Origin of the sequence: Klebsiella sp. V115_8 (genome assembly GCF_029967715.1) — a bacterium.
GTDB classification, from domain to species: Bacteria; Pseudomonadota; Gammaproteobacteria; order Enterobacterales; family Enterobacteriaceae; genus Klebsiella; species Klebsiella quasipneumoniae.
Map to the genome: position 1 here is coordinate 18,750 of NZ_JASCAR010000028.1, position 12,695 is coordinate 31,444.

14 protein-coding genes are annotated in these 12,695 nt (G+C 57.2%); 9 read left to right on the forward strand and 5 right to left on the reverse strand.

Features of this window, described 5'->3' with window-relative positions:
- Positions 1 to 80 precede the first annotated feature (80 nt).
- The 4 genes from QLG03_RS11730 to rnt all read left to right on the forward strand — a co-directional run bounded on the left by QLG03_RS11730 (position 81) and on the right by rnt (position 3,100).
- Entirely contained in the window at positions 81 to 680 is a 600-nt protein-coding gene (locus tag QLG03_RS11730; protein ID WP_060589470.1) for a TetR/AcrR family transcriptional regulator, read from the forward strand.
- Positions 681 to 733: 53 nt separating this feature from the next.
- Positions 734 to 1,831, forward strand: coding sequence for an alkene reductase (locus QLG03_RS11735; RefSeq protein WP_101866124.1), 1,098 nt, complete (start codon positions 734 to 736; stop codon positions 1,829 to 1,831).
- A gap of 78 nt (positions 1,832 to 1,909) precedes the next feature.
- Positions 1,910 to 2,317, forward strand: a complete 408-nt coding sequence (gene gloA, locus QLG03_RS11740; protein WP_032453119.1) for a lactoylglutathione lyase — start codon at positions 1,910 to 1,912, stop codon at positions 2,315 to 2,317.
- A gap of 135 nt (positions 2,318 to 2,452) precedes the next feature.
- Positions 2,453 to 3,100, forward strand: a complete 648-nt coding sequence (gene rnt / locus QLG03_RS11745) for a ribonuclease T (RefSeq protein ID WP_004202881.1) — start codon at positions 2,453 to 2,455, stop codon at positions 3,098 to 3,100.
- Positions 3,101 to 3,147: 47 nt separating this feature from the next.
- Here the strand turns inward: rnt and QLG03_RS11750 are convergent, their stop codons facing one another.
- The gene (locus tag QLG03_RS11750) at positions 3,148 to 3,495 is read right to left on the reverse strand and encodes a Grx4 family monothiol glutaredoxin (RefSeq protein ID WP_002907768.1); all 348 of its coding nucleotides are present in this window, start codon (positions 3,493 to 3,495) and stop codon (positions 3,148 to 3,150) included.
- A gap of 340 nt (positions 3,496 to 3,835) precedes the next feature.
- Between QLG03_RS11750 and QLG03_RS11755 the strand changes: the two genes are divergently transcribed.
- Entirely contained in the window at positions 3,836 to 4,708 is an 873-nt protein-coding gene (locus QLG03_RS11755; protein WP_104467133.1) for a C40 family peptidase, read from the forward strand.
- On the opposite strand, the gene QLG03_RS11760 is transcribed toward QLG03_RS11755, so the two are convergent.
- On the reverse strand, positions 4,663 to 5,148 hold the full coding sequence (locus tag QLG03_RS11760; RefSeq protein ID WP_023289942.1) for an AraC family transcriptional regulator: 486 nt from the start codon (positions 5,146 to 5,148) through the stop codon (positions 4,663 to 4,665). The genes QLG03_RS11755 and QLG03_RS11760 overlap by 46 nt on opposite strands.
- 480 nt (positions 5,149 to 5,628) lie before the next feature.
- On the opposite strand from QLG03_RS11760, the gene sodB reads away from it, so the two are divergent.
- Positions 5,629 to 6,210: a superoxide dismutase [Fe] gene (gene sodB, locus QLG03_RS11765; protein ID WP_023289943.1), complete on the forward strand. Its 582-nt coding sequence runs from the start codon at positions 5,629 to 5,631 to the stop codon at positions 6,208 to 6,210.
- A gap of 59 nt (positions 6,211 to 6,269) precedes the next feature.
- On the opposite strand, the gene QLG03_RS11770 is transcribed toward sodB, so the two are convergent.
- On the reverse strand, positions 6,270 to 7,439 hold the full coding sequence (locus tag QLG03_RS11770; RefSeq protein ID WP_032453121.1) for an MFS transporter: 1,170 nt from the start codon (positions 7,437 to 7,439) through the stop codon (positions 6,270 to 6,272).
- Positions 7,440 to 7,606: 167 nt separating this feature from the next.
- On the reverse strand, positions 7,607 to 7,696 hold the full coding sequence (locus QLG03_RS11775; RefSeq protein ID WP_004152976.1) for a YnhF family membrane protein: 90 nt from the start codon (positions 7,694 to 7,696) through the stop codon (positions 7,607 to 7,609).
- 295 nt (positions 7,697 to 7,991) lie between these two features.
- Here QLG03_RS11775 and purR point away from each other — a divergent pair, with 295 nt between their 5' ends.
- Positions 7,992 to 9,017 (forward strand): HTH-type transcriptional repressor PurR, encoded by a 1,026-nt coding sequence (gene purR / locus QLG03_RS11780; protein ID WP_004202888.1) that lies wholly within the window; start codon positions 7,992 to 7,994, stop codon positions 9,015 to 9,017.
- A gap of 18 nt (positions 9,018 to 9,035) precedes the next feature.
- Here the strand turns inward: purR and punR are convergent, their stop codons facing one another.
- Positions 9,036 to 9,947, reverse strand: coding sequence for a DNA-binding transcriptional activator PunR (punR, locus tag QLG03_RS11785; protein WP_004202889.1), 912 nt, complete (start codon positions 9,945 to 9,947; stop codon positions 9,036 to 9,038).
- Between the two features lie 112 nt (positions 9,948 to 10,059).
- On the opposite strand from punR, the gene punC reads away from it, so the two are divergent.
- The gene (gene punC, locus QLG03_RS11790) at positions 10,060 to 11,241 is read left to right on the forward strand and encodes a purine nucleoside transporter PunC (protein ID WP_032453123.1); all 1,182 of its coding nucleotides are present in this window, start codon (positions 10,060 to 10,062) and stop codon (positions 11,239 to 11,241) included.
- Between the two features lie 294 nt (positions 11,242 to 11,535).
- Positions 11,536 to 12,684: a cyclopropane fatty acyl phospholipid synthase gene (cfa, locus tag QLG03_RS11795; RefSeq protein ID WP_023289946.1), complete on the forward strand. Its 1,149-nt coding sequence runs from the start codon at positions 11,536 to 11,538 to the stop codon at positions 12,682 to 12,684.
- Positions 12,685 to 12,695 lie beyond the last annotated feature (11 nt).

The window sequence follows — 12,695 nt, forward strand, 5'->3', positions numbered from 1 at the left end:
TTGTTCACTACGTGCTGCGCCAGCTAACATTTTTGCGCCGGGTCTTGCATTAGACCAATCGGTCTACTACAGTGTGCCCCATGAACAGACACAGCGATTGCGATACCCGAGAACATATTCTGGCCACCGGCGAGCGGCTTTGCATGCATCGCGGTTTTACCGGCATGGGCTTGAGCGAACTCCTGAAGACGGCGGAAGTGCCCAAGGGCTCTTTCTATCATTACTTTCGCTCTAAAGAAGCCTTCGGCGTCGCCTTGCTTGAAAACCATTTCGCCGGATATCTGCAGCGCCTGGTCGAGCACTTCGCCCATGGCGACGGCAACTATCGCGATCGGCTGCTGGCCTACTATCAGCACACGCTGAATCAGTTTTACCAGCAGGGAATTATTAGCGGGTGTCTTACCGTCAAGCTGTCGGCAGAGGTCTGCGATCTGTCGGAAGACATGCGCGCCGCCATGAACCACGGCGCCAGCCAGATCATCGCCCTGCTGGGCGACGCGCTGGAGAAAGGACGTCAGGAAGGCAGTCTGACATTTGACGGCGAGGCCATGACCCTGTCGCAGGTGCTCTATTCCCTGTGGCTCGGCGCCAACCTGCAGGCCAAAATAACGCGTAGCGCAACGCCGCTGGAGAGCGCCCTCGCCCACGCGAAACAGATTATTGCGGCGCCTGCTGTTTAACAGGCGTTTTTATTTCATCAGTTCCTAGACGACCGGTCTACTCAGGAGTCATTATGTCGGAATCAAAATTATTCACCCCGTTGAAAGTCGGTGCCGTCACCGTCTCTAATCGCGTATTTATGGCTCCACTGACGCGTCTGCGCAGCATCGAGCCGGGCGATATCCCTACCCCGCTGATGGGCGAATATTACCGTCAGCGCGCCAGCTCCGGGCTGATCATCAGCGAAGCGACGCAGATTTCCGCCCAGGCCAAAGGCTATGCCGGCGCGCCAGGGCTGCACAGCCCGGAGCAGATTGCCGCCTGGCAGAAAATCACCGCCGGCGTTCACGCGGAAAACGGCCATATCGCCGTGCAGCTGTGGCATACCGGGCGAATTTCCCATAGCAGCCTGCAGCCCGGCGGCGCCGCCCCGGTAGCGCCGTCTGCGCTGAGCGCCGGCACCCGCACCTCGCTGCGCGACGAAAACGGCCACGCCATCCGCGCCGATACCTCGATGCCTCGCGCTCTGGAAACCGAAGAGATCCCGGGGATCGTCGATGATTTCCGTCAGGCGGTGGGCAATGCCCGTGACGCCGGTTTCGATCTGGTTGAACTGCACTCGGCTCACGGCTATCTGCTGCACCAGTTCCTCTCGCCGTCGGCAAACCAGCGTACCGACCAGTATGGCGGCAGCGTGGAAAACCGCGCCCGTCTGGTGCTGGAGGTGGTTGACGCCGTGAGCAAAGAGTGGAGCGCCGACCGGATTGGCATCCGCGTGTCGCCGATTGGCAGCTTCCAGAATGTAGATAATGGCCCGAACGAAGAAGAAGACGCGCTGTATCTGATTAGCGAGCTGGCGAAACGCGGTATCGCCTATCTGCACATGTCCGAGCCGGACTGGGCGGGCGGCAAGCCGTACAGCGAAGCCTTCCGTCAGAAAGTTCGCGACCGCTTCCCGGGCGTGATCATTGGCGCTGGCGCCTACACCGTTGAAAAAGCCAACGACCTGATCAGCAAAGGGCTGATTGATGCCGTGGCCTTTGGCCGCGATTACATCGCCAACCCGGATCTGGTGGCCCGCCTGCAGAAAAAAGCGGCGCTCAACCCGCAGCGCCCGGAGTCCTTCTACGGCGGCGGCGCGGAAGGCTACACCGATTATCCTACGCTGTAATCCCTCCATTGATAGCGGCGACGTATCGCCGCTATACTCAAGGCTCTGATCTATCAAATAAACTGCATAGGGGACATTATGCGCTTACTCCACACCATGCTGCGCGTTGGCGACCTGCAACGTTCTATCGACTTCTATACCAATGTTTTGGGCATGAAGCTGCTGCGCACCAGCGAAAACCCGGAGTACAAATACTCCCTCGCCTTCGTCGGCTACGGCGAAGAGAGCGATACCGCGGTGATCGAACTGACCTACAACTGGGGCGTGGACAGCTATGAGCTGGGCACCGCCTACGGTCACATCGCGCTGAGCGTCGACAACGCCGCCGAAGCCTGCGAGCGGATCCGCCAGAACGGGGGCAACGTTACCCGCGAAGCCGGGCCGGTAAAAGGCGGCAGCACCGTTATCGCCTTCGTGGAAGATCCTGACGGTTACAAAATCGAGCTGATTGAAGAGAAAGACGCCGGCAAAGGGCTGGGCAACTAACCCCCCGACCATAGCGACTTCATTATCCTCGTTCGCCCGGGCGCTGCGGCGCCCGTTGTTTTCACCCCTGCCTGCTGCAAGCCGTGGCAAAATTTGCCATAATGCGCGCTACTTTTTTCCAGCTAAGAGAATCTGATGTCCGAGAACGCTCAACTGAATGGTCTGTGCGACCGTTTCCGCGGTTTTTATCCAGTGGTGATTGATGTTGAAACCGCAGGATTTAATGCCAAAACCGACGCCCTGCTGGAGATCGCCGCCATTACGTTGAAGATGGATGAGCAAGGCTGGCTGATGCCCGATGAAACGCTGCATTTCCATGTTGAACCTTTCGAGGGCGCCAATCTTCAGCCCGAAGCGCTGGCCTTTAACGGGATTAACCCGCACGATCCAGAGCGCGGCGCCGTTAGCGAATACGACGCTCTGCATGCCATCTTCAAAATGGTACGCAAAGGGATGAAAGAGAGCGACTGCAGTCGGGCTATCATGGTGGCGCACAACGCCACATTTGACCACAGCTTCACCATGACCGCCGCCGAACGGGCGGGGCTAAAACGCAACCCGTTCCATCCGTTTGTCACCTTCGACACCGCCGCGCTGAGCGGGCTGGCGCTGGGCCAGACGGTGTTGTCGAAAGCCTGTATTGCCGCGGGTATGCCGTTCGACGGCGCGCAGGCCCACTCCGCCCTCTACGATACCGAGCAGACGGCACAGCTGTTTTGCGAGATAGTGAACCGCTGGAAGCGTCTGGGCGGCTGGCCGCTGCCGGTGGCGACGCCGGAGTGATAAAAAAAGCGACTTCCAGGAAGTCGCTTTTTTACTGACCGCGGGAATTATTCCGCTTTCGGCTCGTCAGTGTGGTATTTCGCCGCTGTCTCTTTGATCAGCTGCTGCAGTTCACCGCGCTGGTACATCTCGATGACGATATCGCAGCCGCCCACCAGTTCACCATCCACCCACAGCTGCGGGAAGGTCGGCCAGTTGGCATATTTTGGCAGCTCGGCGCGGATATCCGGGTTCTGCAGGATATCAACGTAAGCAAAACGTTCGCCACAGGCGGACAGCGCCTGAACGGCCTGAGCGGAGAAACCGCAGCTTGGCAGCTTCGGCGAACCTTTCATGTACAGCAGGATCGGGTTTTCAGCGATTTGGCGTTGGATCTTTTCTAAAGTCGAGCTCATTGTCGTGCTTCCTTAAACTTCTTTCTACGGCAGTAACTTGTCATTGTAGCGTCCCGAGGGCAGGACCGATAATAACATTTTTTTCACTATTCATATTTTATCTTCTGTTGCGCGAAGTTGCCTTAAAAATATCATTTTGCCGTCGCGGGCAGGCGCGCGTTGCGCATTTTCTGTGCGAGGCGGTCAATGTCTGACGCGTTTTCTTGCAATCGTTAACCAATCGACATTTTTGATACAAAAGAATATTAACTTTCCGGGTTTTTATGCTTTAGAATCGTTCCGGTTTGTCATTCATCGTCAGGCATTTGTACATGTCTGTAATTAATCAGGGGATTGCTCAGTGGCGCGGCTAAACAAAATCGCGATATCGCTCTGTGCATTACTGTTCACATCTATCTCATTCACGCCACTGGCTCAGGCTTCAGGGCATACGCACGCCTCCGCCTCGTCAAAGGCGTTGCCCGCGAAAAGCGGCTCAGAGCGCAAGAAAAAAGCAACCAGTCAAAAAAGTAAAACCACCGCTAAAACCACCAGTAAAAAATCCTCGAGCACCCGGCTCCCTACCCGCTCTACCGCAGCAAGCCAAACCGCGCTTCATCGTCAGGCCGCCGGCGCCACGAAAAAATGCGTGCTGCGTAAAGGGTATAAAAAGCAGTGCGCAAAAACGGTGGCCGCCAGCGCCGAGCCGGCCCTGGCGCTGAACAGCGTCAAAAGCAAATGCGTGGTGCGTAAGGGCTATAAAAAACGCTGTAAACCCGAGGCCAGCGAAGCGAATCTGACGATCGCCGACGCGCATAAAGTCCGGGTGCAAAAAGCGCAGAGTACCGCCATGAACAAACTGATGGGCCAGCTGGGTAAACCGTATCGCTGGGGCGGCACCTCGCCGCGCACCGGGTTCGACTGCAGCGGGCTGGTCTATTACGCCTACAAAGACCTGGTCAAGATTCATATCCCGCGTACCGCCAATGAAATGTACCACCTGCGCGATGCGCGTCCGGTCGATCGTGACGAACTGCAGAGCGGCGACCTGGTCTTCTTCCGCACCCGCGGACGCGGCACTGCCGACCACGTTGGCGTTTACGTCGGCAACGGGAAATTCATTCAGTCCCCGCGCACGGGGCGCGATATTCAAATCACCTCCCTGAGCGAAGATTACTGGGTACGCCATTACGTCGGCGCCCGTCGCGTCATGACCCCGAAAACCATTCGCTGATCCCGGTCTGCCGCTACGGCGGCAGCCCTCTTCACCTGCGCGTTCTCCGCCCCCACCGTCAGGGGAAACTGCATATTCGCCTCTGTGACCGGCGCTTCCCGACGATAGCGGGTGGGCGACATGCCAAAGTGACGGTGAAAGGTGCGGCAGAACGCCGCCTGCCCGTCGTACCCCAGACGTTGGGAAATACTCTGCATGGAGGCCTCGGTCTGCGTTAAGTAGATTGTCGCGATGGTCATCTTCCGGCGGCTGACGTAGCTCGCCAGCGTGCAGCCGGTCACCATGGCGAATTGCCGCTGGAAATACCAGTGCGAGTAGCCGGACTTTTTCGCTATCGCGCTTACCGGCAGGGTGTCAAAAATATGTGCTTCGATCCAGTCAACGATCCCCTGCACGACCGGGATCATTTTCGGGCTTACCACTTCATCTGTTTTTGCCATCGTAGCCATCCTGTGGAAATTGCTGCCGGCGGCTATATTTGTCATACAAATATCAAAATAGACAATGAATTATTGGCATAGCGGCGATTGCCTGAAAGCATAGCGTCATTAATTATTTGATTTAAAATGCTTATTTTCACTCAGTCGTTTGCGCTGCGGGGCCTTAAGATGGCCTGCTGAGAAATTAACCATTGCGGTGAGAGGCTGGAGACCCAGCCTCCTTTTACTTATACATTTTTGCAACATCTGCGGGCGTCTTAACGCGCCGCTACGCAGAAAACGGTTAAGCCTTCGGCAGTTGCGCCGGCGATAATAGCCTTTATCGTTGTAAGGCTTTTCACTGCCTGCGGCAAATGTTAACATTCTCAATACAATAACAGGCCCGGGACGCGACAGCGTCGGGCGGTCAGAACGCGATTCAGGTGAAAACCTCATCTTGTCAATGTGAGATAAAACAAAAAAGTTATAAGGAGAGTAGCAATGTCGTTTGAATTACCTGCATTACCATATGCAAAAGACGCCCTGGCGCCGCACATTTCCGCAGAAACCCTGGAATACCACTACGGTAAACACCACCAGGCGTATGTCACTAACCTCAACAACCTGATCAAAGGCACCGCGTTCGAAGGTCAATCGCTCGAAGAGATCGTGCGCACCTCTGAAGGCGGCGTTTTCAACAACGCGGCGCAGGTCTGGAACCACACCTTCTACTGGAACTGCCTGGCGCCGAACGCCGGCGGCGAACCGGAAGGCGAGCTGGCGGCCGCGATTGCCAAATCCTTCGGCAGCTTCGCAGAGTTTAAGGCCAAATTTACCGACGCCGCGGCGAAAAACTTTGGCGCTGGCTGGACCTGGCTGGTTAAAAATGCCGACGGCAGCCTGGCTATCGTCTCCACCAGCAACGCGGGTACCCCGCTGACCACCGACGCGAAGCCGCTGCTGACCGTTGACGTCTGGGAACATGCTTACTACATCGACTACCGCAACGCCCGTCCAAGCTATCTGGACCACTTCTGGGCGCTGGTTAACTGGAAGTTTGTTGCCGCTAACCTGGCCGCATAAACGACAAACCGCAGCAGAGTGACCCCTGCTGCGGTTTTTTTTACACCCTTCCCCACCGTTTATGACTGGCTGGCAAAGGCCTCCTCCGGCTGCGCTCGTCCGCTAAACCAGACCAGCAGCAGCGCCAGACCGGCAATAATCGCGCCCATCACCGGCACAAACGCATATCCCAGTCCGCCGGAGATCACCGCTCCGCCGGCGGCGGCGCCCAGCGCGTTGCCCAGGTTGAACGCCCCGATATTCACCGAAGAAGAGAGACCCGGCGCCTCATGCGCCACGCGCATCACTCGCATCTGCAGCGGCGGCACTACCGCAAAGGTGGCTGCGCCCCAGACGATCATACTGATAGCCGCACCCGCCTGGGATTGCGCCAGCAGCGGTATCGCCAGCATGATCGCCATCAGCAGCAGTAGAAAGCCTTTCAGCGTGCGGGAGACCGACCGGTCGGCGAATTTGCCGCCCAGATAGTTGCCCAGCGAAAAACCAACACCAATCAGCACCAGCATCGCGGTGATAAACAGCGATGAAGCATGGGTCAGCGTATTCAGTACCGGCGAAATGTAGGTATACAGCGTAAACATCGCCCCGGCGCCCAGCACGGTGGTCAGTAAGGCAGAAAGCACCTGCGGCCGTAACAGGACCGAAAGCTCTTGTTTGACATCCGGCCGCTCGCCCGCGCTGCCCTTCGGCAGGGAGAACCACAGGCTCACCATCGCCAGCAGGCCTAACCCCGCGGTGGCGAGGAAGGACATCCGCCAGCCGATGGTTTCTCCAAGCCAGGTCGCGGCAGGCACGCCGCCGATATTAGCGATGGTGAGGCCCATAAACATGGTGGCCACCGCGCTGGCCTGCTTGTGCTTAGGCACCACGCTGGCCGCTACCACCGACCCCAGGCCAAAAAAGGCGCCGTGGTTGAGGCTGGTAATAATGCGCGACAGCAGCAGCGTGGTGTAATCCGGCGCAATGGATGACAGCAGGTTGCCGACGGTGAAGATCCCCATCAGAAAAATCAGCGCATTGCGTCGGGCGCGATGGGACAGCAGCAGGGTCATCAGCGGCGCGCCGACCATGACGCCGATGGCATACGCACTGATCAGCATTCCCGCTACCGGTATCGAGACGTCCACGCCCTTGGCAATCACCGGCAGCAATCCCATCGGGGAGAACTCGGTGGTCCCGATGCCAAAGGCGCCGATCGCCAGCGCGAGTAAAGGAAAGTTGATTTTCATTCAATGACTCCATCAGACCGTCAGGGAGGACGGCGTAACATCAGAAGCCAAAAGCATGACATCAATCACAAAAAAACAAAAGTGAACGAAATGACAAAAGATTTTTGCAGAATTGATAATAATGGCGGGATACGGGGAGGAGGCCGCGCTCCTCCCTCATCGGAACATTAGTGCAGTATGGCGGTCAGGCTGAATGCGACGATCACGCCGAGGGCAATAATCGTGGTGATCAGCGAAAACTTTAAATTGGTATCCATCATTTTTCCCTCTTGTTATCCCCACACCAAAAGTGAGCTTGCTCATTTTTGCACAAAAAATCGCAAAAATCTTCCGGGATTTAGGGCGATGCACATTTTTGCTCTTCCACTTTGCCCCAAGATCGGACAAAATCCCACGCTAATTTAAAAGCGTATCGGCCATTGACCCCTTCCTGTCGTTCTGTGTCGTTTTCCCGACGTGATGCAATGTTGAAAATTGTATTCAGGGTGTGTGTAGGCAAACGTTTACGTATCGATGATCAGGCGATCAGGTCAAGGCATGGAGTGAGATGTAATGGCAACTATTAAAGATGTAGCGAAGCGCGCAAACGTTTCCACTACAACTGTATCACATGTAATTAACAAAACCCGTTTCGTTGCCGAAGAGACGCGCAATGCGGTATGGGCGGCGATCAAAGAGCTGCACTACTCGCCGAGCGCCGTGGCCCGCAGCCTGAAAGTCAATCATACAAAATCGATTGGCCTGCTGGCGACCAGTAGCGAAGCCGCCTATTTCGCTGAAATTATTGAGTCCGTTGAAAAGAGCTGCTTCCAGAAGGGCTATACCCTAATCCTCGGCAACGCCTGGAACGACCCGGAAAAACAGCGGGCCTATCTGTCGATGATGGCGCAAAAACGCGTCGACGGTCTGCTGGTGATGTGTTCCGAATACCCGGATTCCGTCCTGAGCATGCTGGAAGAGTATCGCCATATTCCGATGGTGGTGATGGACTGGGGCGAAGCAAAAGCCGACTTTACCGATGCGGTAATCGATAACGCCTTCCAGGGCGGGTATATCGCCGGACGTTACCTGATTGAACGCGGTCACCGCGAAATCGGCGTGATCCCGGGCCCGCTGGAGCGCAACACCGGCGCGGGGCGACTGGCCGGCTTCATGCAGGCGATGAAAGAGGCGCATATCAGCGTGCCGGAAAACTGGATTGTACAGGGCGACTTCGAGCCGGAGTCCGGCTACCGCGCCATGCAGCAGATCCTGAGCCAACAACACCGTCCAACGGCGGTCTTCTGCGGCGGCGACATTATGGCGATGGGCGCTATCTGCGCCGCGGATGAAATGGGGTTGCGCGTGCCGCAGGACATTTCGCTGATCGGTTATGATAATGTGCGTAACGCCCGCTATTTCAGCCCGGCGTTAACCACCATTCATCAGCCGAAAGATTCGCTGGGCGAAGCCGCGTTCAATATGCTGTTGGATCGTATCGTCAACAAGCGCGAAGAGTCGCAGTCTATTGAAGTGCACCCTCGGCTGGTCGAACGCCGCTCGGTGGCGGATGGCCCGTTTGTCGACTATCGTCGCTAAAGCACTGGCGGGCGCGGATCATTCCGGCGCCCGCAGCCACTCCCGATTCAGCGTGTCGCTGTCCCCCAGGTAGTCCAGCATCCAGTTTAACGCCGGTGAAGCATCATTCTGCTGCCAGGTCAGACAGCAGGCCGCATCCGGAAACGGATTTTCCAGCGCCAGGGCGGTCCACTCGCCGCGATCCACCCATGGCCGGGCGAAATGGCTTGGCACCATGCCGACGCAGAGCCCTGCCGACAGACAGGTTGCCGACGATTCCCAGTCGGGGACCACCACCCTCTTCTGGTTATCCAGCAGCCACGTTGTCCGTTTGGGCAACGAACGCGAGGTATCTTCCCGCACCAGCGACGGCCAGTTGCGCAGGACATCGTCGCTCAGCGGCCCCGCCATCTTCGCCAGCGGGTGATCGCTCGCCACCACGCAGTCCCAGCTCAGCATCCCCATATCGCGGAACGCATAGCGGCCCCCGACCGGAATAGAGCGCGTTGCGCCAATCGCCAGCTCCACGCGGCCGTCGGCCAGCGCATCCCATACCCCATTGAACACTTCCTGAAAAACGATCAGCTCGACGTCGGGAAAATGGCGATAGAAATCCACGATCATCTGGCGCATCCGCGCGGGTTTCACGATATCGTCCACCGCGATCGACAACTGCCCGCGCCAGCCGTTGGCAATTTGCTGGCACTGCTGGCGGGTGATCTGCATTTTTTTGATAACAGAGCGCCCTTCCTGTAAAAACCAGACCCCGGCGGGGGTCAGCTCCACATCACGATGACGGCGCTCAAACAACGGGACGGCCAGCCACTCTTCGAGCTGACGCACGGTATAGCTGACGGCGGAAGGCACCCGATGGAGCTCCTGCGCCGCCGCGCTAAAGCTGCCGTTCCGGGCGACGGCATCAACCACTTCCAGAGAGTATTCAGACCACATTTTCTGCCTGCAAAATTTTTGAATGCATGTGACAAATATTAGCGTTTCACAAGCCACAATGCACTCCATACACTCTGCGGCATCGTACCTGTACTCCAAAAATGAGAACGTTATGTCACAACCTGGGAAAGGATTTTTAGTCTGGCTGGCCGGCCTGAGCGTGCTGGGCTTTCTGGCCACCGATATGTACCTGCCGGCATTTGCCGCCATGCAGCAGGATCTCGACACCTCCGCCGCATCCATTAGCGCCAGCCTGAGCCTGTTCCTCGCCGGATTCGCGCTGGGCCAGCTCTTCTGGGGGCCGCTGTCAGACCGCTACGGGCGCAAACCGGTGCTGCTGAGCGGCCTGGCGATTTTCGCGGTCGGCTGCCTGGGAATGCTGTGGGTGCAGAACGCCACGCTGATGCTGGCGCTGCGTTTTCTGCAGGCGATTGGCGTCTGCGCCGCGGCGGTCACCTGGCAGGCGATGGTGACCGATTACTATCCCGCCCAGCGCACCAACCGCATCTTCGCCACTATTATGCCGCTGGTAGGACTGTCCCCTGCGCTGGCCCCGCTGCTGGGCAGCTGGCTGCTGGTACACTTCGAGTGGCAAGCCATCTTCGCCACCTTGTTTGCCATCACTCTGCTGCTGATGCTGCCTGCCCTGCGCCTGAAGGCCGCCGCTAAGTCGGCCACAGTGGCTGAAAAGAAAATCACTTTTCTGGCGCTGCTGCGCTCCCGGGAATACAGCGGCAACGTCCTGATCTACGCCGCCTGCTCCGCCAGCTTCTTCGCCTGGCTTACCGGTTCGCCGTTTATCCTTCATGAGATGGGCTACGGCCCGACCGCCATCGGCCTGAGCTATATCCCGCAGACCATCGCTTTTCTGGTGGGCGGCTATGGCTGTCGCGCGCTGCTGCAAAAATGGTCCGGGCAACAAATGCTCCCGTGGCTGCTGGTGGTCTTCGCCGTCAGCGTCGCCGCCACCTGGCTGGTGGGTCTGCAAACGCATGCCTCGCTGGTGGCGTTGATGATCCCGTTCTGCCTGATGGCGGTGGTCAACGGCGGGATCTACCCCATCGTGGTCGCTCAGGCGCTGAAGCCTTTCCCGCAGGCAACCGGCCGCGCGGCGGCGCTGCAGAACACCCTCCAGCTTGGCCTGTGCTTCCTGACCAGCCTGCTAGTCTCCGCGCTGATCGCCACGCCGCTGCTGACCACCACCAGCGTGATGCTGGTCTCTATTTTGTTAGCCGGAGTGGGTTATCGCCTGCAGCAGACTCCAGCGCTGGCGGCCCACTCTTCCCACGCCTGACGCCCGTCGCCAGAGCCCGGACCAGTGGTTAGCACGCTAAGATATTTTTATTGAAAGCCAGTACTTAGCGTCCTATACTGGATCCGGGTTCACATAAATAAAAAATATTTAACAGATTAACGGATGCAGGATGCCTCCGTTTCACCATGGAAGGCCTTTCGGCAAGGGTTATCTCCCTTCCTCTGTTCTACGTCGGATAGCGACTTCACGGATTATCCGTGAGATTTCTCACAAAGCCAAAAAAGCGTCTACGCTGTTTTAAGGTTCTGATCACTTGGGCGTGATGGAGAAGCTATGAGTTCATCGTGTATAGAAGAAGTAAGTGTACCAAATGATGACTGGTACCGGATTGCAGCTGAATTGTTGGGCCGTGCGGGAATTGAAATCAATGGCTCCGCGCCGTCAGACCTGCGGATTAAAAACCCTCTTTTTTTTAAACGCGTATTGCAGGAGGGGTCGCTGGGTTTAGGCGAAAGCTATATGGACGGCTGGTGGGACTGCGAGCGTCTGGATATATTCTTCCATAAAGTGCTCCGCGCCGGGCTGGAAAAACAACTCCCTCACCATTTCAAAGACACACTCCGCATCGCAGGCGCTCGCCTGTTTAACCTGCAAAGTAAAAAACGCGCCTGGATCGTCGGCAAAGAGCACTATGACCTCGGCAACGATCTTTTCAGCCGGATGCTGGATCCCTACATGCAATATTCCTGCGGGTACTGGAAAGAGGCGCAGACCCTCGAAGCCGCGCAGCAGGATAAGCTGGATCTCATCTGCCGTAAGCTGGAGCTCGAGCCAGGCATGCGAGTGCTGGATATCGGCTGCGGCTGGGGCGGTCTTGCCGAATATATGGCGCGGAATTACCAGGTGAGCGTTGTCGGCGTGACCATCTCCGCCGAACAGCAAAAGATGGCCCAGGCGCGCTGCGATGGCCTTGACGTGGATATCCGTCTTCAGGATTATCGCGATCTGCACGACAGCTTCGACCGCATCGTCTCCGTCGGCATGTTCGAACACGTGGGTCCCAAAAATTACGCCACCTACTTTGAGGTCGCCGATCGTAATTTGAAACCCAACGGCCGCTTCTTACTGCACACCATCGGTTCCAAAGTCACCGACCATAACGTTGACCCGTGGATCAATAAATATATCTTCCCTAACGGCTGCCTGCCGTCGGTACGGCAGATCGCCGATGCCAGCGAGAAGCACTTTGTGATGGAAGACTGGCACAACTTCGGCGCCGATTATGACACCACCCTGATGGCCTGGTATGAGCGTTTCCTCGCCAGCTGGCCGGAAATTGCCGATAACTATTCTGAGCGTTTCAAACGCATGTTCAGTTATTACCTGAACGCCTGCGCCGGCGCCTTCCGCGCCCGCGACATTCAGCTCTGGCAGGTGGTGTTCTCGCGCGGGATTGAACACGGACTGCGCGTCGCCCGTTAAAAAACACTCCC